General features: G+C 74.0%; 16 protein-coding genes. 4 read left to right on the top strand and 12 right to left on the bottom strand.

The window, feature by feature from the left end; all coding sequences use genetic code 11:
* Window positions 1-62 precede the first annotated feature (62 nt).
* Complete coding sequence (locus ACFY30_RS24820) at window positions 63-524, top strand: MaoC family dehydratase (protein WP_390847325.1); 462 nt, start codon at window positions 63-65, stop codon at window positions 522-524.
* Between the two features lie 15 nt (window positions 525-539).
* On the opposite strand, the gene ACFY30_RS24825 is transcribed toward ACFY30_RS24820, so the two are convergent.
* From ACFY30_RS24825 to ACFY30_RS24835, 3 genes are all read right to left on the bottom strand, one after another.
* Window positions 540-1,166 (bottom strand): TetR/AcrR family transcriptional regulator, encoded by a 627-nt coding sequence (locus ACFY30_RS24825; protein WP_390847326.1) that lies wholly within the window; start codon window positions 1,164-1,166, stop codon window positions 540-542.
* 90 nt (window positions 1,167-1,256) lie between these two features.
* Complete coding sequence (locus tag ACFY30_RS24830) at window positions 1,257-1,544, bottom strand: YiaA/YiaB family inner membrane protein (RefSeq protein WP_390660717.1); 288 nt, start codon at window positions 1,542-1,544, stop codon at window positions 1,257-1,259.
* Between the two features lie 60 nt (window positions 1,545-1,604).
* The gene (locus ACFY30_RS24835; RefSeq protein WP_390847428.1) at window positions 1,605-2,756 is read right to left on the bottom strand and encodes an acyl-CoA dehydrogenase family protein; all 1,152 of its coding nucleotides are present in this window, start codon (window positions 2,754-2,756) and stop codon (window positions 1,605-1,607) included.
* Window positions 2,757-2,867: 111 nt separating this feature from the next.
* Here ACFY30_RS24835 and ACFY30_RS24840 point away from each other — a divergent pair, with 111 nt between their 5' ends.
* The 3 genes from ACFY30_RS24840 (at window position 2,868) to ACFY30_RS24850 (ending at window position 5,296) form a co-directional block, all read left to right on the top strand.
* The gene (locus ACFY30_RS24840) at window positions 2,868-3,500 is read left to right on the top strand and encodes a TetR/AcrR family transcriptional regulator (RefSeq protein WP_390847327.1); all 633 of its coding nucleotides are present in this window, start codon (window positions 2,868-2,870) and stop codon (window positions 3,498-3,500) included.
* Window positions 3,501-3,545: 45 nt separating this feature from the next.
* Window positions 3,546-4,268, top strand: a complete 723-nt coding sequence (locus ACFY30_RS24845) for an ArsR/SmtB family transcription factor (protein WP_390847328.1) — start codon at window positions 3,546-3,548, stop codon at window positions 4,266-4,268.
* Window positions 4,269-4,366: 98 nt separating this feature from the next.
* Window positions 4,367-5,296: a DMT family transporter gene (locus tag ACFY30_RS24850; protein WP_390847329.1), complete on the top strand. Its 930-nt coding sequence runs from the start codon at window positions 4,367-4,369 to the stop codon at window positions 5,294-5,296.
* Here the strand turns inward: ACFY30_RS24850 and ACFY30_RS24855 are convergent.
* The 9 genes from ACFY30_RS24855 to ACFY30_RS24895 form a co-directional block, all read right to left on the bottom strand.
* Window positions 5,288-6,610 carry an MFS transporter gene (locus ACFY30_RS24855; protein WP_390847330.1) on the bottom strand — a complete coding sequence of 441 codons (1,323 nt, stop codon included), beginning with the start codon at window positions 6,608-6,610 and terminating at the stop codon, window positions 5,288-5,290. The two genes, ACFY30_RS24850 and ACFY30_RS24855, sit on opposite strands and share 9 nt — an antisense overlap.
* A gap of 132 nt (window positions 6,611-6,742) precedes the next feature.
* Window positions 6,743-7,822 (bottom strand): Zn-dependent alcohol dehydrogenase, encoded by a 1,080-nt coding sequence (locus ACFY30_RS24860; protein WP_390847331.1) that lies wholly within the window; start codon window positions 7,820-7,822, stop codon window positions 6,743-6,745.
* A 10-nt stretch (window positions 7,823-7,832) separates the two neighbouring features.
* Window positions 7,833-9,221 (bottom strand): aldehyde dehydrogenase family protein, encoded by a 1,389-nt coding sequence (locus ACFY30_RS24865; RefSeq protein WP_390847332.1) that lies wholly within the window; start codon window positions 9,219-9,221, stop codon window positions 7,833-7,835.
* A 126-nt stretch (window positions 9,222-9,347) separates the two neighbouring features.
* Window positions 9,348-9,776, bottom strand: coding sequence for a class F sortase (locus tag ACFY30_RS24870; protein ID WP_390847333.1), 429 nt, complete (start codon window positions 9,774-9,776; stop codon window positions 9,348-9,350).
* Window positions 9,777-10,488: 712 nt separating this feature from the next.
* The gene (locus ACFY30_RS24875; protein ID WP_390847335.1) at window positions 10,489-11,085 is read right to left on the bottom strand and encodes a hypothetical protein; all 597 of its coding nucleotides are present in this window, start codon (window positions 11,083-11,085) and stop codon (window positions 10,489-10,491) included.
* A 101-nt stretch (window positions 11,086-11,186) separates the two neighbouring features.
* Window positions 11,187-12,437 (bottom strand): MFS transporter, encoded by a 1,251-nt coding sequence (locus ACFY30_RS24880; protein WP_390847336.1) that lies wholly within the window; start codon window positions 12,435-12,437, stop codon window positions 11,187-11,189.
* Window positions 12,438-12,463: 26 nt separating this feature from the next.
* Window positions 12,464-13,885, bottom strand: coding sequence for a CitMHS family transporter (locus tag ACFY30_RS24885; protein WP_390847337.1), 1,422 nt, complete (start codon window positions 13,883-13,885; stop codon window positions 12,464-12,466).
* Window positions 13,886-14,006: 121 nt separating this feature from the next.
* Complete coding sequence (locus ACFY30_RS24890) at window positions 14,007-16,238, bottom strand: molybdopterin oxidoreductase family protein (protein WP_390847338.1); 2,232 nt, start codon at window positions 16,236-16,238, stop codon at window positions 14,007-14,009.
* Between the two features lie 112 nt (window positions 16,239-16,350).
* Window positions 16,351-21,828 carry a caspase family protein gene (locus ACFY30_RS24895; protein WP_390847339.1) on the bottom strand — a complete coding sequence of 1,826 codons (5,478 nt, stop codon included), beginning with the start codon at window positions 21,826-21,828 and terminating at the stop codon, window positions 16,351-16,353.
* Window positions 21,829-21,858: the final 30 nt, after the last annotated feature.

Below are 21,858 nucleotides of genomic sequence, written 5' to 3' on the forward strand. Positions count from 1 at the left end.
CCTCATCCCCACCATGCTAAGCAGTCGCTTAGCATGACATCGTGGGAGAGGGCCGGAGACACATGGCAGAGCCGAGGATCTTCACGTCCGCCGAGGAACTGAAGTCGGCGGTGGGCGAGCAGCTGGGACACACCGACTGGCTGGAGGTCGACCAGAAGCGGATCGATCTGTTCGCCGAGGCCACCGGCGATCACCAGTGGATCCATGTCGACCCGGAGAAGGCCGCCGCCGGGCCGTTCGGGACGACCATCGCGCACGGGTACCTGACCCTGTCCCTGCTGCCGCTGTTCGGGCCGCAGCTGATCAAGGTCGAGGGCGTGAAGATGGGCGTCAACTACGGGACGAACAAGGTGCGCTTCCCCTCGCCCGTCCCGGTCGGCTCCCGGCTGCGCGCCACCGCGACGATCACCGGGGTCGAGGACGTGACCGGGGGCATCCAGGTGACCGTCGCCTTCAGCGTGGCGCGCGAGGGCGGGGACAAGCCGGTGTGCGTCGCGGAGTCCGTCTCCCGGTACTACCTGTAGGCCCGGGGCGCGGCCCTACCTCGCCGCGCCCACCATCCTCAGTACGAGGTCGGCGTAGAGCTCGCCGACCTCGTCGGGCGTGCGCGGACCGTCGACGTTGAACCAGCGGGCCACGTCGATGCAGAGGGAGAGCACGGCGAGCGTGGTCCCGTGGATGTCCAGGACCTCGAACTCGCCCGCCGCCACACCGTCCTCGATGATCCCGCGCACCTCGGCGTCGACCTGCCGGCGCAGCGCGAGGATCTCGGCACGGGCCTCGGGGCCGAGGGCCTCCAGTTCGTACTGGACGACCCGCGCGGTGGTGCGCCGTCCGGCGTGCCAGCGGACGAACGAACTCACGGCGTCCGCGAGCCGCTGCGTCGCGCTGCCCTCACCGGCCGCCGCCGTGCGCAGGATGCCCAGCGCGCGGTCGTGGCCGATCCGGCTGATGCGGTGGAGCAGCTCTTCCTTGGTCTTGTAGTGGATGTAGAGGGCGGCCGGGCTCATACCCGCACGGCCCGCGATGTCGCGGGTCGTCGTCGCGTGGTATCCGCGCTCGGCGAAGGCCTCCACGGCGGCGACGAGCAGTCGCCGGGCCGCGTCGGGGGTGACCTCTTCCCACGGCTCGATCTCGCCGCCGGCCGTCTCCTGAGCCGTACTCATCCCTCGCTCGCCCCTCTCGGTACAGTCGCTCCACCATACCGCCGAAGGTGAGCGGTTGCTTAGCCTGGCCGCTCGGCCGAGGGTAAACCCTCAGATCTTCTCGAAGGGGTCGTGCTCGGCGAGCAGCTTCTCCAGGCGGGCCTGGTCGACACGGCTCACGATCGTCCCGGCCTCCTGGCGGTCGCGGATCACCTTCGACAGGGTGAAGGCGGAGGTGACGAGGTACAGGACCGCGATCGCCAGGAACGCCCGGACCCAGGCATCGGTGTTCAGCTGGTAGATGCCGATCGCCGTGGCCGCGATGGCGATGGCGAAGGAGGCGACGGCCTGTCCGTAGAAGGCGGCCGTGTTCTGCTGCTTGACCGGTGTGTCACTCATGCGGGAAGGATCCCGCCGGCGTGGCCCGCGCCACATCCGTACGCGTACTCAGAGGGGTACTCAGAACGCCGAGACCCCGGTCAGCGCCCGTCCGATGACCAGCTTCTGGATCTGGCTGGTGCCCTCGTAGAGGGTCATCACACGGGCGTCGCGCAGCAGCTTGCCCGCCGGGTACTCGTCGATGTAGCCGTAACCGCCGAACACCTGCAGGGCGTTGTTCGCGGCGCGGACGGCGGCCTCGGAGGCGAAGAGCTTGGCCTTGGAGGACTCCACCGCGAACGGCAGCCCGCGGTCGATCAGATCGGCGACCCGCCAGGTCAGCAGCCGGGCCGCGTCGACGTCCACGGCGATGTCGCTGATCAGCTCCTGGATCAGCTGGTGGTGGGCGATGGTCCTGCCGAACTGCTCACGCTCGCCCGCGTAGCGCACCGCCGCGTCCAGGGCGGCCTGGGCTATGCCCACACAGCCCGCGGCGACCGACATCCGGCCCTTGGCGAGCGCCGACATGGCCACGGAGAAGCCCTTGCCCTCCTCGCCCAGCAGTGCGGAGGCGGGCACCCGCACGTCCTGAAGGACCAGCTCGGCGGTGGCCTGGCCGCGCAGGCCGAGCTTGCCGTGGACGGTCCGGCGGGTGAGGCCGGGGGTGTCGGTGGGGACCAGGAAGGCGGAGACGCCCCTGTGGCCGGGCGCGTCCGTGGAGCGGGCGAAGAGCAGGACGACGTCGGCCCAGGTGCCGTTGGTGATGAACATCTTGCTGCCGTTGATCACGTACGTGTCGCCGTCGCGGACCGCGCGGGTGGCGAGGTTGCCGGCGTCCGAGCCGGTGCCGGGCTCGGTGAGGCCGAAGCAGCCGACCTGGGCGCCGGAGGTGAGGCCCGGCAGCCAGCGCCGCTTCTGCGCCTCGCTCCCCCACGACGCGATCGTCTTGGCGACCAGTCCCAGGGACACGGAGACGATCCCGCGCACGGACGAGTCGCCGCGTCCCAGCTCCTCCGTGACCAGGCAGTACGCGAGATGGTCACCGCCGCAGCCGCCGTACTCCTCGTCGATCGTCAGACCGAGGAAGCCGACCTCGCCGAGTTTCTTCACGACGCCCCGGTCGACCTCCTCGGCGCGGTCCCAGGCGACGACGTGCGGAGTGATCTCCCGCTCCACGAAGTCCCGGGCGAGCCGCCGGACGGCCTCCTGCTCGTCGCTGAGCCCCAGGTTCACCACGAGATCACCTCACAGAGGAAGGGCTTGAAAGGCGGAGCAAGGCCTTTGAAAGCCGGACTTTTAAATTAGCACTGCTAGTTTCCAGGTCGCAGCCCTACTATGTGCGCCATGGCCCGACCGCGCAAGCCCCTTCTCAGCACCGACCGGATCGTCGAGACCGCACGGGCGCTGGTGGACGCGGAGGGCCTGGCGGCCGTCTCCACGCGCCGGCTCGCCGCCGAACTGGGGGTCAGCGGGCCCTCGCTCTACAACCACTTCCGCACCAAGGACGAGATCCTGGAGGCCGTCGCCGACTCGGTGAGCGCCCAGATCGACCTGTCGATGTTCGAGGACGACCGGGACTGGCGGACCGCGCTGCACGACTGGGCGGTCTCCTACCGGGCCGCCCTGCGCGACCACCCGAACATCGTCCCGGTCCTCGCCCGGGGCCCCGGCCGCCGCCCGGCCGGCCTCAGGGTCGCCGACGCCGTCTACGGCGCGATGGTCGCGGCCGGCTGGCCGCCCGCGCAGGCCACCTCCATCGGCGCGCTGATGCGGTACTTCATCATGGGCTCCGCGCTCGGCTCGTTCGCCGGCGGTTTCGTCGACGACGCGAGCGCCTACGACCCCGCCGACTATCCCCATCTCGGCCAGGCGCACCTGCTCGCCGAGCAGCAGGAGAAGATCGACGAGCGGGCGTTCGAGACGGGCCTGGCGGCCCTGCTGGACGGGCTCGCGCTGCAGCACCGGCAGCTGGCCTGAAAAGTTCGGCGCGCGCCGAAGTGTCCGTCCCCCATGCTGGGATCCATGACCACCAGGGACGCACGGGCTCCGGGGCTGGCCACGCTGGCCGCGCTGCTGGCCGACGAGACGCGGGCCGTCTGCCTGCTGGCGCTGCTCGACGGGCGGGCGTGGACGGCCGGTGAGCTCGCCCGGCACGCGGGGGTGGCCCCGTCCACGCTGAGCGAGCACCTGGGCAAGCTGGTCGCGGGCGGGCTGCTGGCCGGGGAACGGCAGGGCCGGCACCGGTACGTACGGCTCGCCGACGCCGGGGTCGCCCAGCTCGTGGAGGACCTCGCCGCCCAGGTCGCCCCCGACCCGTCCGTCCGTCCGCGCACGCTGCGGGCCGCGACCGCCGGATCGGCGATGGCCCGCGGCCGCACCTGCTACGACCATCTCGCCGGCCGGCTCGGCATCGCGGTCACCGACGCGCTCACGGCACGCGGGCTGCTGCGTACGCGCAAGGCGGGGGAGGCCGGGTTCACGTTGACGGACGCGGGCCTGGCCTGGTTCGACGGAGTCGGCATCCCCCTGGAGCGGGCGGGCCGCCGTCCGCTGGCCCGGGCCTGTCTCGACTGGACCGAGCGCCGTCCCCACCTCGCGGGCGTCGCGGGCGCGGCCCTGTGCCGGCACGCCCTGGACACGGGGTGGTGCGTACGGATCGGCTCCGAGCGCGCGGTACGGGTGACGCCGGCGGGCGAGCGGGCGCTGGGCGAGCTGCTGGGGATCGAGGGGGCCGCGTTGAGCTGACCGCCCGCAGCCGCGGCTCCGCCGGCCCGAGAGCCGCCGGGGAGGCCGCCGTCCGCATTCCGCCGGACCTCTCCCCCTTCCTTCCTGACCTCGGGAGCATGATGAACCCCGCTCGTCGTACGCAGTTGCTCGCCGCCGGTGCGGCCGGCTTCACGGTCCTGGCCTGGGCCTCCGCCTTCGTCGCGATCCGCGGTGCCGGGACCGCGTACTCGCCGGGCGCGCTGGCGCTCGGACGGTTGCTGGCCGGTGCGCTGGTGCTGGGGGCGCTGTGTCTCGTCCGGCGGGAGGGGTGGCCGCCGAGGGCCGCGAGGCGCGGGATCGCCGTCTCGGGCGTGCTGTGGTTCGGGGTGTACATGGTGGTCCTGAACTGGGGCGAGCAGCAGGTGGACGCGGGGACGGCGGCCCTCGTGGTGAACGTCGGGCCGCTGCTGATCGCCCTGCTGGGCGCGCGCTTCCTCGGCGACCGGCTGCCGCCGCGGCTGCTCGCCGGGATGGCGGTGTCCTTCGCGGGGGCGGTGACCGTCGGGCTGTCGATGTCGGGCGGGGGCGGGTCCTCGCTGCTCGGCGTGGTGCTGTGTCTGCTGGCGGCCGTGGCCTACGCGGGCGGGGTGGTGGCGCAGAAGCCGGCGCTCGGGCACGCCGGCGCGCTGCAGGTGACGACGTTCGGTTGTGCGGTGGGGGCGGTGCTGTGTCTGCCGTTCGCCGGGCAGCTGGTCCACGAGGCCGCCGACGCCCCGCTGTCCGCCACCCTCGGCATGGTCTACCTGGGTGTCGTCCCGACCGCGCTCGCCTTCACCACCTGGGCGTACGCCCTGGCCCGGACGACCGCCGGACGCATGGGCGCGACCACGTACGCCGTGCCCGCGCTGGTCGTGCCGATGTCGTGGCTGACGCTGGGCGAGGTGCCCGGCGTGCTCACGCTGGCGGGCGGGGCGCTGTGTCTGGCGGGCGTGGCGGTGTCGCGGTCCCGGCCTCCGCGGGCCGACGCGCCGGTGCGGCGGCCCGAGGAGGAGGACGTCTCAGCGTGAAGGCGCCCGGTTCGCGAGGATCCTGATGGAGATCAGCGCGATCACGGACAGGGCGACGATGTAGGCGGACACCGCCAGGGAGGTGCCCGTCGCCTCCAGCAGCAGGACCATCACGAAGGGGGCGAGGCCGCCGCCGGCCACGGCAGCGATCTGGTAGCCGAGCGAGGCTCCCGTGTAGCGCATCTCGGGGGTGAACAGTTCGGCGAACAGGGCCGCCTGCGGGCCGTACATGATGCTGAGGAAGCAGCTCGCGACGAACGTGCCGACCGCCAGCCACAGCAGGGAACCGGTGTCGATCAGCAGGAACAGCGGTACGGCCCACAGGGCGATGCCGACCGCGCCGAGCGCGTAGACCCGGATGCGGCCGACGCGGTCGGAGAGGGCGGCGGAGGCGGGGATCAGCGCGAGCTGGGTGAGGCTGACCCCGAGGGAGACGGCGAGGACGGGGCCGCGGGCCATGCCGAGTTCGCGGGTGGTGTAGTCGAGGACGCCGGTGATGAGGATGTAGAACGCGGCGGTGTTCACGGCGAAGGAGCCGCCGGCCAGCAGGACCGTGCCGAGGTGTCCGCGCACGATCGCGCGGAGCGGGGAGCTCTGTTCGGCCTTCTCCTTCTCGGCCAGCTCCCGCTCGGCGGCCCGGAACTCGGGGGTCTCCTCGACCCGGGTGTGGATGTACCGGGCGAGCGCGAGCACGAACAGGCCGACCACGAAGGGGACCCGCCATCCCCAGGCCGCGAAGGCGCTGTCGGTGGTGAAGGCGCCGGCGAGGAGGAAGGCCGTGTTCGCCGTCACCACGCCGATGGGGACGCCGAGCTGGACGACGCTGCCGTAGACGCCCCGCTTGCCCTCCGGCGCGTACTCGGTGGCCAGCAGCATCGCACCGCCCCACTGCGCGCCGACCGCGATGCCCTGCACGACGCGGAGGGCGACCAGCAGGACCGGCGCGGCCACACCGATCGTGTCGTAGGTCGGCAGGAGGCCGATGGCCGTCGTGGCCACGCCCATGAGCGTCAGCGCGAGGACCAGCATCGGCTTGCGGCCGCGCTTGTCTCCGAGGTGACCGGCGACGATGCCGCCGATCGGGCGGGCGAGGAAGCCGACGGCGAAGGTGGCGAAGGCGGCCAGGACTCCGGCGGTGGAGCTGCCGGCCGGGAAGTACAGGTCGCCGAGGACGAGGGCGGCGGCGATGCCGAAGACGAAGTAGTCGTACCACTCCACTGCGGAGGCGAGCGCGGCGGCGGTGGCGACACGGCGGCGATGGGGGGTCGCGGGTGCCGTGGTGGGAGTCGGGTGAGCGGTGGGGAACGTGTCCATGCGTGCACACTCCAGTGGGTGCGGTGGGGACGTTCCGGGGAACATACTGACCGGACGGTATGCGGTCAACGGATGTGACAGAACAGGGTCGAGGTCGCTGCGCCGGGGGCCCGTGACCGGGCCCCCGGACCGCTAGAAGACGACCAGCGCCCGTCCGCCCTTGCCCGCCAGCATGTTCTCGAAGGCCGCCGGGATCCCGTCGAGGGCGATCCGCTCCGTCACCAGGGCGGAGAGGTCCAGCCGGCCCGCGCGGACGTGGTCGGCGAGCACCGGCAGGTCCTGGGCGGGGTTCGAGTTGCCGTACACGCACCCGGACAGGGTCCTGCCCCAGTGGAAGAGTTCCAGGGCGTTGAAGGTGACCTCCTGCTCCTTGCCGCCGATGCCGACGACGGTGGTGCGGCCGCCGCGCCGGGTCGACTCCCAGGCCGTACGGATGGTGACCGCGCGGCCCACGCACTCCACGGCCACGTCGACGCCCTGCTTGCCGGTGAGGGCGCGGATCTCGCGGGCCGTTCGCTCGGAGGCGAGCACGAACTCCGTGGCGCCCGCCGCCCGCGCCAGCTCCTCCTTCTCCGGGGAGACGTCCACGGCGACGATCGTCGAGGCACGGGCGATCCGGGCGGCCTGGAGCGTGGCGAGGCCCACCCCGCCCACGCCGAAGACGGCGACGGTCTCGCCGGCGCGGACGCGCGCGCAGTGGTGGACGGCGCCGTAGCCGGTGAGGACGGCGCAGCCCAGGAGGGCGGCGTCGGTGAGCGGGACGCCCTCGGGCAACGGCAGCACGCAGGACGCCCGGACGACCGTCTCCTCGGCGAACGCGGCGACGTTCAGCCCGGGGTGGAGGTCGGTGCCGTCGGCGGTGCGGGCGTACACGTCGGCCGAGCCGTTCAGGGCGTTGGCGCACAGCCAGACCTCGCCCAGTCCGCAGGCGTGGCAACTCCCGCAGGAAGGTGCCCAGTTGAGGACGACGTCATCGCCGGGCGCCACCTCGGTGACGCCCTCCCCGACGGCCGTGACGGTACCCGCGCCCTCATGACCGAGGACCGCGGGGACCGGCACCCGCATGGTGCCGTTGGTCAGGGACAGGTCGGAGTGGCAGACCCCGGCGGCGGCGAGACGGACGCGGACCTGGCCGGGGCCGGGGTCCGGGAGGTCGATGTCGGCGATCTCCAGCGGAGCGCCCACGGCGGGGAGTACGGCGGCACGGACCACGACAACCTCCTCAGAACTGCAGGGACTTGGTCTGGAGGTACTCGGCGAGACCGTGCGCGCCGAGTTCGCGGCCGACCCCCGACTGCTTGTAACCGCCGAAGGGGGCAAGGGGGTTGAAGCGGCCGCCGTTGATGTCGACCTGGCCGGTGTCCATGCGGCGGGCGAAGGCCACCGCCTCTGCCTCGTCGCCCGCCCAGACCGCGCCGGCCAGGCCGTAGACCGTGCCGTTGGCGATCCGCAGGGCGTCCTCCTCGTCCTCGTAGCGCAGGAGGGAGAGGACCGGGCCGAAGATCTCCTCCTGGGCGATGGTCATCTCCGGCGTGACGTCGGCGAAGACCGTGGGGCTGATGAAGTAGCCCCGCTCACGCGGGGATTCCGGGCCGCCGGCCACCAGCCGGGCGCCCTCGGCGACGCCCTTCTCGATGTAACCGCGCACGCGAGCCTGCTGCTTGGCGTTCACCACCGGGCCGATGCGGTCGCCGTACTTGGCGGCGGCGGCCGCGGCGAGCTCGACGGCCTCGTCGTACTGGTCGCGGTGGACCAGCATGCGGGTCCAGGCGCTGCACGTCTGGCCGGAGTTGGACATCACGTTGGCGACGCCGGCACCGACCGCCTTGGCGAGGTCGGCGCTCGGCAGGATGACGTTGGCGGACTTGCCGCCGAGTTCCAGGGCCACCTTCTTGATCGCGGCACCCGCCGTGGCGGCGATCTGCCGGCCCACGGCGGTGGAGCCGGTGAAGGAGACCAGGTCGACGCCGGGGTGTTCGGCGAGCGCCTGGCCGGCGACCGGACCGAGGCCGGTGACGAGGTTGAGGACACCGGCCGGGACCCCCGCCTCGTGGGCGGCCTCGGCGAAGAGCTGTGCGGTGAGCGGGGTGTCCTCGGCGGGCTTGAGGACCACCGTGCAGCCGGCGGCCAGGGCGGGGGCGACCTTGGCGACGATCTGGTGCAACGGGTAGTTCCAGGGGGTGATCGCGGCGACCACGCCGATCGGCTCCTGGAACACGGTCGAGTTGCCGACCTTCTCCTCGAAGCAGTGGGTGGCGGCGAGCTCGGCGTAGGAGCCGGCCACGGCGATCGGCAGGCCCGCGTGGACCACCTGGGCGAAGGCCGGCGGGGCGCCGAGCTCGGCGGTGACGGTCTCGGCGATCTCGCCCTTGCGGGCGGCCAGGACGTCCCGCAGGGCGGTGAGACGGGCGGCGCGCTCGGCGGGCGGGGTGGCCGCCCAGCCGGGGAGCGCGGCGCGGGCGGCCCGTACGGCGGCGTCGACGTCCTCGGCGTTGCCCGCCGGGACCCGGGCTATCACCTGCTCGTCGGCCGGGTTGACGACCTCGATCACGTCCCGGCTCGCGGCCGGACGCCAGGCGCCGTCGAGATAGATGCCGTCCTGTGCCTTCATCGCGTTCCTTCCGCCGGTGCTCCTCGTCCGGGCCCCAAACTAGCGTCGTTAGTTTTCCGGCACCAGGGGCCCCAGGGGTAATGCACCACGGCACGGGAGTGGGCCGTCTCACTCCCCGGCTCCGGGTCAGCGGGCCGTGGGTCCGACGAGGCGGACGAGGTGGGCGAAGACGACGAGGTTGCCGTTGTAGCCGGTCCTGCGGTCGAAGGTGCCGCCGCAGGTGATCAGCCGCAGTTCGGGGCGGCCCCGGTCGCCGTACACCTCCCCGTTGGGGAAGTGCGCCTTCTCGTACCTGCGGAGGGCGTCGACGGTGTAGACGGCCGTGCGGCCGTCGGCGCGGCGGACCTGGATCAGCCTGCCCCGCCGGAGTTCGGACAGGCCCGCGAAGACGGCCGGGCCGTGGTCGGTGTCGAGGTGGCCGACGGCGACGGCGGTCCCCCGCTCGCCCGGGGTCGGGCCGGCCGCGTACCAGCCGACGAGTTCGGGCTCGTCCTCCGGGGGTGCGGGCAGCCGGCGCCTGCCGTCGAGGCGGAGGTCCATGACGGGGGCGTCCACGCCGATGTAGGGGATGGCGAGGCGGGTGGCGCGGGAGCGCGGCAGGGGCTGGGGGCGGGGCCGGGCCGGGGCGGCACCGGGGCGGGGGGCCTGCCGGGGCGCGGGGCGACCGGCCGGGCGGGCGGGCCGGCCGGCTTGGCCCGGCCGGCCCTGCCGGCCCTGGCGCTGTGCCTCACCCGGGCGGGCTTGCTGAGCTCCCCGACCCGGCTGACCTGTTTCACCCGGGCGGCCCGGCCGACCCGATCCACCCGGCTGTCCCGGACGCTGCGGACCCCGCGGTCGACCGGCAGGATGCGGCTGCCCGGGTTCGCCCTGGCGGGCCGGCCCGCCCGCCGGGTCCCGCCGCCCCGGCCCCGGCCGGTCCGGGCCGCCCGGCCGGCCTGCGGGGTGGCGCGGCTCGCCGTGGGACGGCGTCCCCCGGGGCCGGGAGTCCCCGTCCTGCGGGCGGGGCGCCCCGGGCCCCCCGGAGACCGGGGCCCCCGAGGTCCCCGGTGCCCGGGCGGGCGTGCCCGGACCGGCCGGGGCAGAGGCGGCGGGCCCCGCGGACCCCACCGCCGCCACCCCGGCGGAGCCGCCCGGGCCGGCCACGGCCGCACCCGGGGGTTCCTCGTCCTGGGTCCAGTGGACGCACCCCGTGACCAGCGTGGCGCTCAGCACGACCGTCCGGGCCAGGCGGTAGGCGCGCGTCCGGTACCAGGGCCTGCGCCTGCGTCTACGCGGCGCCATGCGTACGGCGGCGGAGCCGGAACCAGACCACGCCGCCGACCGCGGCCGCACCCACGGTGGCGGCACCGGCCACCGGCCCGACGGCGGCGTCACGGGCGAGACCGCCACCGCCGGCCGGCGGGCCGCCGTTGGGTCCGCCGTTCGGGCCGCCGTTGCCCTGGCCGGGCGCGCAGTCGACCCAGAACGTCTTGAACTTGCCCTCGCCGTCGCCGTCCGGCGTGACCCAGGTGAGCCGGTAGTGCCCGTTGGGGAGGTGGATCGCGTCGGTGTGCCCCGCTCCCGTGTCGTCGAGGGTGATCGAGTCGTTGCGCCGGACACCGGTGGTGGTCGGCGGCTCGGCCACGATGGTCCAGTCGGCCGTCTCGTTCGGGTCGAAGTTGAAGGCGTCCAGGTAGAAGCCGCAGACGTGGGGGTCGTTGTCGGGCTCGGCGGTGTCCTTTCCGACCGCGTGGATCTTGACGTCTCCGTTCTCGCCGGGCACGGCGACCGCGGGCACCCCGAAGAGGGCGCTTCCCGCGACGGTGAGGGCCGCGAGGGCGGCGGTGCGGGCGCCGGCGCGGCGGGGACGGGGCGTGGCGTGCATGCAAGCTCCTCCAAGTCGGATGATTTTCATACAAATCACTCGTCATCCGACTCTTTGTCACATCCGCGCCCCGATCGGTGGGAGCATCGCCCTACGGTCCGTCAGGTGTCCCTCGTCCGGCCCATGGCCGATCCGGACCGCCGTGGCGGGGCCCCCTGCGCCGGGCCTTCCGGGGGGTTCGCGGGCTTCGCCGGTGACCGCAGTGCCACACCCGCCGACAGGGCCAGCAGCACGCCGAGCATCACGAAGGGCGCGGCCGCGCCCGTGATCCCGGCGACCAGGCCCGCGGTGGCGGGCGCCGCGACCTGGCCGAGGCGGTTGCCGGTCAGCCGCAGCGCCAGGGCCGTGGAACGGGCGCCGTCGGGCGCGGCCCGGACGACCGTCGTCATGGACAACGGCTGCCCCACCCCGAGGCAGAAGCCCAGGACGGCGAGCATCGCGCCCAGCGCCCGGACCGGTACCGGCAGCGCGATCCCGGCGCACAGCACGGCCGCCAGCAGACACGTCACGGCGAGCAGCGGGGTCCTGCCGAGCATCCGCAGCAGCGGGGTGAGGACGAGCCGGCAGGCGATGGTGGCCGCCGCGCGGACGCTGAGCAGGACACCGATCACCGAGGGGGCGATGCCCCGCTGCTCGCCCACCACCGGCAGGTAGGCGGTGAGGACGTCGGTCGCGGACAGCACGGCGAGGCTGACGAAGATTCCGGCCGGGACGCCCCGGGTGCGCAGGATGCGGCCGACGGGGACGCGGTCGCCGTCCGCCGTACCGGACGTGGGCGCCGTGTCGCGGTGTTCGATGCGCCACAGGGACGTGAACGCGACCGCGCAGCCCGCGCCCGCGACGAACAGGGCGAGCGCGCTGGTGCCCGCCATGTCGTCACCGCCGATCAGGGCCCCGGCCGCGATCGGGCCGACCAGTTGGCCGAGGGAGGCGCCGATCGTGAAGTGACCGAAGTTGCGGTCCTGTTCGTGCGGGGCGGACTGGCGGGCGACGAGCGACTGGGAGCCGATGACGAAGCAGAGATGGCCGAGGCCCATCACCCCGCTCCACAGGGCCATCGCCCAGAGGGAACCGGCGAGGCCGCTCAGGGCGCAGCCGCCGGAGATCAGCACCACGCCCACCGGCAGCAGCGGGGCGCACCGGCCGTGGTCCGTACGGCGGCCCAGCGGTACGGCGGCGAACAGCGGGAGCAGTGCGTAGACACCCGCGATGACGCCGACGGCCCGCTCGTCGGCGCCCAGGGCGAGGGCCCGGTAGGAGACGGCGGGCCGGGCCATCGACACCGCCCCCTGCGCGAAGGAGAAGGCGATGACGAGACGGAGCAGCCAGCCGCGGTTCCTGCCGGGCCTCACGAAGTCCTCCAGGTACGGGGAGCGGGTCAGATGATGCCGAACAGCAGGCCCGCCCCGAGGATCACCAGACAGGTGAGGGCGGCCCACTTGACCACGAAGCGGGTGTGGTCGCCGAACTCGACCTTCGCCATGCCGACCAGGACGTAGACGGCCGGGACGAGCGGGCTCGACATGTGCAGGGGCTGGCCGACGAGCGAGGCGCGGGCCATCTCCAGGGGCGAGACGCCGTGCGCCGCGCCGGCCTCGGCGAGGACCGGAAGGACGCCGAAGTAGAAGCCGTCGTTGGACATGAAGTAGGTGAGCGGGAGGCTCAGCAGACCGGTGACGAGCGCCATGTGCGGGCCCATGCCGGAGGGGATGACGTCGACCATCCACCTGGCCATGTGGTCGACCATGCCGGTGCCCTGGAGCACGCCGGTGAAGACGGCGGCGGCGAAGACCATGCCGGAGACGTTGAGGACGTTGTCGGCGTGGGCGGCGAGCCGGGCCTTCTGGTCGGGGATGTGGGGGAAGTTCACGGTGAGCACGAGCGCGGCGCCGAGCAGGAACAGCACCGGGATCGGCAGCCACTCCATGATCATGGCGGTGAGCAGGGTCACCGTGAGGAGCGCGTTGAACCAGTACAGCCTGGGACGCAGGGTGGCGCGCCGCGGGTCGAGGCCCTGGAAGCCCTCCTCGGGCTCGTCGTCGCCGAGGGCGGTGCCGGCGCCGGAACCGCCGGACCGGGACGTGCCGTTGCCGGTGCCGGAGCCGCCGGCGCCCACGAGGACGGTCTCGGTCTCCTTCTCCTCGACGAGCGCGGTCTCCTCCACCAGCACGTCGTCCAGCGTCAGCACGCCGAGCCGCTTGCGCTCGCGGCGGCCGAGGACGTACGCGAGGACGAAGACGAAGAGCAGGCCCACGGCCAGGGCCGGGATCATCGGCACGAAGATGTCGCTCGCGTCGAGCTTCAGCGCGGTGGCGGCGCGGGCGGTCGGGCCGCCCCAGGGCAGCGTGTTCATCACGCCGTTGGCCATGGCGGCGACACCGGTCATCACGACCAGGCTCATCTTCAGGCGCTTGTAGAGCGGGTACATCGCCGAGACGGTGATCATGAAGGTGGTGGAGCCGTCGCCGTCGAGCGAGACGATCGCGGCGAGCAGCGCCGTGCCCACGACGATGCGCAGCGGGTCGGCCTTGCAGAACTTCAGGATGCCCCGGACGATCGGGTCGAAGAGGCCGACATCGATCATCACACCGAAGTAGACGATCGCGAACATGAGCATCGCCGCGGTGGGGGCGAGGCTGCTGACGCCGTCGATGACGTAGTCACCGAGCTGGGCGCCCTTCCCGACGAAGACGCAGAACAGTGCCGGGATCAAGACGAGCGCCGCGATCGGCGACATCTTCTTCATCATGATCAGGACCAGGAAGGTCGCGATCATGGCAAAGCCGAGGATGGTCAACATGTGTGGATACCTAACGTTCGCCCTTGAACATCCCACCGGGCAGGCGGTGCGACGACGTTAGGTCCCGTCAAACGGCGTTAACAAGACGTTGACGTGCGAGCAATAAGCGCAAAATTCCAGGTCACAGGCTTGCCATGAGCTCGACGGGTACGCCGTTCAGCACCGCGTTGCCCGACAGGGGGTCGAGCAGGCTGCCGTCGAGCAGCTGGTTCACGTTGACGCCGGGGTCCGTCGAGGCGTGGCCGAGACGGGTGCCGGGCCGGTCGTGACCCCAGCCGTGCGGCAGGCTCACCACGCCCCGGCGCACGCCGTCGGTGACCTCCGCCGGAGCGGTCACCTCTCCCCCGGCGCCCTTCACGCGCACCGGCGCCCCGTCCCGCACGCCCAGCCGCTCCGCGTCCTCGGGGTGGATGTGCAGGGTGCAGCGGTTGGTGCCGCCGGTGAGGGCCGGGACGTTGTGCATCCAGCTGTTGTTGGAACGCAGATGGCGCCGTCCGACGAGGACCAGTCCGGTGGGCCGCTCCCGCAGGGCCGCGGTGAGCCGGGGCAGGTCGTCGGCGATCGGCTGCGGCAGCAGTTCGATCCGCCCGCTCCGCGTCTTCAGCGGCTGCGGCAGACGCGGGCCCAGCGGCCCGAGGTCGATGCCGTGCGGGTGGTCCAGCAGCCGGGCGAGGCTCAGCCCGTCCGGGCGTGCGCCGAAACCGTCGCCGTAGGGGCCGAGGCGCAGCATCATGTCGAGCCGGCGCTCGGGGCCGTTCTCGCCCGTGAGCAGGGTGGCCAGGTCCCGCGGGTCACGGCCGTGCACCGGCGAGTGCGGCTCCTTGACCGCCTTGCCGAGGGTCTGGCCGATGACCAGGTCGTCGACGGCGGACGGGTCGGCGCCGTGCATGCCGGTCACGGCCAGCGTCAGCCGGGCGAGGATCTCCGTCTCGGCCATCCTGCCGGGCTCCAGCGGGACGGCGGGGCGGGAGTAGCGGACCTGGTTGCGCACGGCGAGGGTGTTGAAGGCGAAGTCGTGGTGGGCGCTCTGGGAGGGCGGGGGCGGCGGCAGGACGACGTCGGCGTGGCGCGAGGTCTCGTTCAGGTACGGGTCGACGCTGACCATGAAGTCGAGGGAGCCGAGCGCCTTGTCGAGCCGGTCGCCGTCCGGGGCGGACAGCACGGGGTTGGCGGCCACCACGACGAGCGCCCGGACCGGCTCGCCCTCCTCGGTGGCGGTGTCGATCTCCTCGGCGAGCGCGGACAGCGGCAGCTCGCCCTTGGCCTCGGGGTGCCGGCTCACCCGCGAGTGCCAGCGGCCGAGCGCGAAGCCGTGGCCCGGCCCGGCCGGGCGGGGGGTGCGGTCGGTGGCGGCCTGCGGGAAGAGCGCGCCGCCGGGCCGGTCCAGGTTGCCGGTGAGGATGTTGAGGACGTCGACGAGCCAGCTGCCCAGGGTGCCGAACGGGACCGTGCAGCTGCCGATGCGGCCGTAGACGGCGGCGGTGGGGGCGGCGGCGAGTTCGCGGGCGAGGGCGCGGACGGTGCCGGCGTCGACGTCACAGGCGGGGGCCACCGCGTCGGGAGTGAAGTCCCGTACGGCTGCCCGGAGTTCGTCGAGTCCCTCGACGTGCGGGGTCAGCTCCCCCAGGTCCACCAGGTCCTCCTCGAACAGCACGTGCGCCATCGCCGCGAGGAGCAGCGCGTCGGTGCCGGGCCTGATCTCGACGTGCCGGTCGGCGAGCCTGGCGGTGCGGGTGCGGCGCGGGTCGATGACGGTGAGGGTGCCGCCGCGGGCCTTCAGGGCCTTGAGCTTGCCCGGGAAGTCGGGGGCGGTGCACAGACTGCCGTTGGATTCCAGGGGGTTGGCGCCGATGAGGAGAAGGTGGTCGGTGCGGTCCAGGTCCGGTACCGGGATGGCGTTGGCGTCGCCGAAGAGCAGTCCGCTGGAGACGTGCTTGGGCATCTGGTCGACCGTGGAGGCGGTGAACAGGCTGCGGGTGCCGAGCCCGGCCAGCAGCACGGGCGGGTAGAGGGCGCCGGCCATGGTGTGGACGTTGGGGTTGCCGAGGACGACGCCCACCGCGTGCGGGCCGTGCCGCTCGACGACCGGGCGGATCCCGGCGGCCACGGCGTCGAAGGCCTCCGTCCAGGTGGCCTCGCGCAGCTCGCCGTCCCGGCGCACGAGCGGGGTGCGCAGCCGGTCCGGGTCGCCGTCGACGGCCCCGAAGGAGGCGCCCTTGGGGCAGATGAACCCCTTGCTGAACACGTCCTCGCGGTCACCGCGGGCGCCGGTGACCCTGGTTCCCTCGACGGTGAGCGTCAGCCCGCAGGTGGCCTCGCACAGGGGGCAGATTCGCAGGGCGGTGCGGGACACGGGTCCTCCTGGGGGGGCGACGATGCCATCTTCCGGCCGAGCATACCGACCGGTATGCCCGACGGGGAGGGGGGCGCGGGGGTGAGGTCGGAAATCGGCGGGGGGAAGCAGGTCAGTCGAAGAGGACGAGGCCGTTGCGGGTACCGACGACGAGTTCGCCACCCGGTCCGGCGGCGAGGGCCGTACAGGGCGAGGGAAGCTCGAGCCCGCGCAGGACGACGCCGTCCCGCACCGAGGCGACGGCCAGCTCGTTCTGGGCCGCGACCGCGTAGGTCTGCCCGCCGGGCAGCAGTACGGCGTGGCGGGCCTTGTACGTCGGGAGGACGACCGCGTGCTCGTGGAGCGGGGGCGGTGGTGGAGCGGCGCGCCGCCCGAGACGGGTACGGGCGGTCACCGGCCGGATCTCGGACGGCCGCTCGCCGGGACGGGTGAAACAGGTGCGCAGGCTCTCCCAGGCGTACACCCTGGTGCTCTCACCCCCCACCACCAGGATCTCGTCCCCGTCCGCGGCGACGAGGGCGAACACCTCGACCAGGTCGTCCTCCGGCAGCGCGGCCCAGCGCCGCGTCCGTGTGTCGAGCACGCGCACCACCCGGCCGGGGAGGGGCACGAAGACGAGCAGGGTGCCGCCGCAGCGGACCGCCCGGAAGGGGCCCTGTGGCGTGTTCTCGCCCAGGGGGCGGCAGGGCTGGCTGTGCACGGGGCCGCGGGCCACGTCGAGGACGGCGAGGTGCGTGTCCTCGTCGGAGTCCCACAGTGGCCGGCTGGGGCGGGCGTCCCACGGTGCCAGCGACAGCACCGCCTGGGTTCCGTCCGCGGCGGGCTGCACCGACAGGGTGGCCCGCGGGTCCTGGTGGGCGACCGGCGTGGCCAGCGGCAGGCCCTGGGAGCGGATCCGGCCGGCCGTCCCGAAGTCCCAGCTCTCCAGGACTCCCCACTCGCTGCGCGCGAACAGCAGCGGCCGTGGCTGTCTGCCGGGTGACCGCCAGGACACACCGGCCAGTTCCCGCACCCCGCTCTCGCACACGGGCCGCAGCCGCCGCACCAGCCGCCCGCGCTCGCCCTCGCGCACCTGGAGCGAACCGTCGGGGCTGCCGGCGACGACCGCGGTGGAGCCGTCGACCGCAACGGTCGCGACGGCGGACACGGGCCGTACGGCGTCGAGCGCCTCGGCCACGGCCAGGCCCGCGTCGCCCGCCTCCACCCGCCACACCCGGCCCCGCTCGTCGCCGCCCAGAAGGGATCCGTCCGCGGCCTCGCCGAACGAGACCAGGGGCATGGGCATCCGGCGTTCCCCACCGTCCGCGTACGACACCAGACGGTGGTCGGCGCCGCATCCGACGAGGCGTCCCCCGGCGTAGGCCAGGGCGGTCACCCGTCGCCGGTGCCCGGGGCGGGCGGGGCCGAGCGGCCGGCACGTGGGCAGCGACCACTCCCGTACGGTGCCGTCCGCGCCGCCGGTCGCGAGTCGCCCCGAGCCGTCCGGGGCCAGCGCGAGCGCGGTCGTCCAGACCCGTCGGCGGGGCTCGGGGCCCAGGGCGTACATACGGGCGGCGCCGACGTCCCAGCAGGCGATCCGGCCGGATCCGGTGCCGACGGCGAGCACGTCCCGGCCGCGCACCCGGCCCGCGGCGAGGGCCGTGACCATGTCCGGCACGGTGAACTCCTGCTCGGCGACGGGCAGTCCGTCGCTCAGCAGCAGCACCCTGACGCGTCCCTGGTGCTCGCCGGTGGCCACGAAGTCCCGGCCGTCGGCCCTGCGTCCGGTCGTGGCGCAGGCGAGCAGCGGTACCTGCCAGGGCCCGGGGTCCAGGACTCTCCGGCGCCACAGCTCGTGCGACCGCTCGACGTCCCAGCAGCGGATCTCGTTGTCCAGGCCCACGCTCACGAGCGCGGGACGGCCGGACGGGCCGCGGACGCGGCCGAGCGCCAGGACCGCACCGTCGTGGGCCGTGATCTGGGTCGAGTCCGCCGCGTGCGGGGTGGGCCACAGGCGTACGACGCCGTCCGAGCCGCCCACGCACACCGTCCCGCCCGCCGCGCAGACCGCGGACGCCTCGTGCCGGAACTCCTGCCCGCCGACGCGAGCGCCGCTGACCAGGTCGTACACCTGCAGGCCCCGGGAGTCGCCCTGGACGGACACGCAGTCGGCGCCGCGCAGGGCGAACGTCTCCACCCTGACCGAGGGTCCCCGGTCCACCCGCAGCGGCAGTCCGATGGGACGCCCGCTGTCGAGGTCGATCCGGTGCAGCGAGCCGTCGGCCGTCGCGACGGCGACGATCCACTGGCGTCCGACGCGGCGCGCCGAGAGGGACGCGATCAGGAAGGCACTGGACAGCAGGGGCCGCACGGGCCGGCCGGTGGTGAGGGAGGAGACGCGGACGGTGCCGTCGCGGGCCGCGGTGACGAGCAGTCTGCCCCGGGGGTGGCCGGTGATCAGGCCGATGTGGGTGACCGGGGAGTCGTGGCCGGTGTTCACCCGGGAGAGCCGGCTTCCCTGTCTCAGGTCGGTTTCGAGGACCTCGCCGTCCTCGTACCCGACCAGGAGCGTCCGGGGGGCCAGGCCCCGCGGGGCCGCGCAGGCGGTGATGCGCCGGGGGTCGTCGGTGGCCCGCGGCCCGAGCGTCAGATGGTCCACGGCGGCCAGGTGCGAGAAGCGCGCCTGCCATTCCTTGGCCTCGTTGTCGTACAGCGAACGCCTCCGCTCCCGGGGGAGGGGTGGGTACGCCGTGCGGTCGCCGAGGAGGTACACGGCCGCCTGGCCGTCGTCGAAGCGGAGCACGGCCAGATCGGGGTTGCCGTCGTCGTCGGCGGTGAGCGCCAGTTGCCGGGGGGCCCGGGGGATGCGCCGCTCGGGCTCGGCGTCCACGAACGGGTCGGGCGGCAGGCACCAGGTCGTGCGCGACGTCCTCCAGACCGACCACAGGTGCATCAGGCGGGAGTGACGGATCCTCCGCAGGGTCCTGCCGCGGATCTCGACCTCGTCCCCGTAGGCCACGGCGGCGGCTCCACCGGGCAGTTGGGGAAGCACGGTCAGGGTCGACCGGTACGGATCACCGGTGTCGGCCGCGACCCGGCTCCACGTGCCGTCGTCGAGATCCCAGGCCCGTACCCCGTCCCACCAGGACAGTTCCAGGTACTGCGCGTCGCCGTCGCCCGGCACCACCGCCCCCGTCCGGGTCCCCACGGTCATCCCGGAATACCGCCGGGCGCCCTCGTGCGGGTTCCACGCCGCCCAGCGCGCCCGCCACGGCAGTGCCCCCTCCCCCGCGTCGCAGGAGTCGGCCAGTTCCCGCGCCTGGCGGCACACCGCAGCGAGGCGCAGCCGGGCGCGGGTCCCGGGGTCGGGGCCCGCGCCCTCGCGCCGTCTGAGCAGCTCCTCCAGGTCGCGTACCGCCTGCCCGGCCCGGCGCCCCTCCACGGTCCGCAGCCCGGGCAGAGCGGCCAGCAGCTGGCCCGGCTCGGCGCCCAGGACGAAGGCGGCGTCCTGGACCAGCGGGTCGAGGACCCCGCCCTCGCCCGCGTGCAGCGCCAAGTACCGGCGCACGTAGGGGTGTTCGATGTCGCGCAGCACCTCGGTCACCGTGCGCTGGATCGTCTCCGTGTCCCGGCCCTCGCGCAGGTACTCGATCAACGCCCGGTGGTAGACGCGGTAGACCGACCCCCCGCTCTCGACGCTCTCCACGACGTACGACCCCGCCGCCTGCCTCAGCCAGACGATGTGTTCGTCGCCGTACGGCTCGCCGGACAGGGCGGCGGCCAGCCGGGGCCAGACGGTCGCCCAGGGGAGGCCCGCGCCCTGGGCGTAGGCGAGCGGCAGGAGCAGGTCGCGGGCGCGGGCGGCCTGGGGGCCGAGGCGCTGGACCAGGTCGCGTTCCATGGCCTCGCCCGGCAGCCGGGGGAGTTCGTCGCGCCACCGCCGGTCGTACGGGTCGGGCGGCCGGGGCTCCCGTGCGATCGTGCGGGCGGTGATCCGGGCGACCAGGAAGGAGCGGCCGGCCGCCTCCGCGACCGCCTCGGCGACGGCGTCGACCAGGCGGGGCGCGGCGTCGCCGAGGACCGAGCCCGGGGCCCGCAGGAGCTTGCGGGTGTAGGTGCGGACGGCGTCGGGGTCGCCGTAGCGCTCCGAGTCGAGGTCGATGCGCGGGGCCCCGGCGGGCAGCCGGGCGGCGATGTGCGGGCGGGCGCCGATCAGCAGGCGCAGCGGGAGACGGCGTTCGGGGTCGGTGAGCGGGGTGAGGAGTTCGTCGACGGCCTCGTGGGGCGTCAGTGCCTCGTCCAGGGAGTCGACGAGGACGACGAGCGGGTCCGTCCTGGTCTGCAGGTGAGCCGTGAGGGCTCCGAGGGATGCGGCGGCGCAGCCCGCGGCCGCGGACAGCGCCTCCAGGAGCTGGCGGGTGGACAGGTGACTGGCGTTGACGCGCACGTCCACGTCGCCGGCGCGGGGCAGCAGTGCGGGCAGCCCGGTCCGGGGCACGGAGTCGTGACGGAGCGGATCGGTGAGCACCGCCACCATGCCGAGGAGGGACGATTTGCCCGAGCCGGGGTCGCCGGTGACGACGCAGAGCCGGTCCCCGGTGCGCCGTGGATCGAGCCAGGCGGTGATGTCGCCGAGAGCGGCGTGCCGGCCGGTGAAGTCCCAGACGTCCTCGGTGGGTACGTCGGTGCCGCGGGCACGGGGCACGAAGAAGCCGCGCATGTCCTTCTCCCGGGCGTCGCGTTCGCGGGCGCCGAGGGCGACGATGCGGTCGATCTCCTCCAGCTTCAGCCCGGCGGAGTCGGGGACGTGCCGGGGATTGGGGAGGAAGGCGGGGATGTCCCCGGTGGCATGGGCGAGGGACCAGACGGGCCGTTGTGCGGCCGGCACCTCGGGATCGCCGCGGATGGCCGCCATGACGTGTTCCAGGCTGATGTGCGCGGGCGCGTGACCGGCGGTGGCCTGACGGCGTACGGCGCGGTCGAAGGCGGCCGACAGGGCGCCGGTGTACGCCTCCTCCTTGCGGCGGGAGGACGAGACGAGCACGAGGCCGGTGGTGCCGTGCTCGGTGACCGGTTCCCTGAACCTGCGGGCCTCCAGCGCGCCGCGCAGCGCCCTGTCGGCTCCCTCCTCGGCGTAGCAGGCGTCGATCAGGACAAGGAGGCGTTCGACCGGGGTGTCCTCCCAGAGCTGGGCGACCAGGTCCTCGGTGGGCAGGGCGGTGCCGCGCAGGTCCCGGGCGTCGCTGTCGTGCAGGAGCAGGTAGTGGCGTCCGCTGTGCTCGGCGGTGACGCCGTGGGTGGCGAGGTAGAGGACCACGTAGTCCTCGGGGCGGCGGTCCGGGGCGGTGGCGAACGCCCGCAGGGCGTGCTGCAGTTGACGGCGCGTGGGGTTGAGGGCGGGGAGGTCGGTGGCCCGGTGGTAGCGGAGCTCGCCGAGGAAGAGGTCCTCCATCCGCCGTACGTCGGCGGCGAGTTCGGCGCGTTCGGCCTCGGGATGCGCCGTGACGTCGGTGACGGCGGCGGCGACGAGGAAACGGCGGTCGGCCGCGTCCGGGGCCGGGGCGGCCGTCGCGGGCAGGGCGGCCACCGCCGCTTCAGCGGGGCCCGGCACCGCGCCCCTCACCCGCCGCCCGGCCTGCGT

It is taken from the genome of Streptomyces sp. NPDC000345 (assembly GCF_042898825.1).
Lineage (GTDB): Bacteria > Actinomycetota > Actinomycetes > Streptomycetales > Streptomycetaceae > Streptomyces.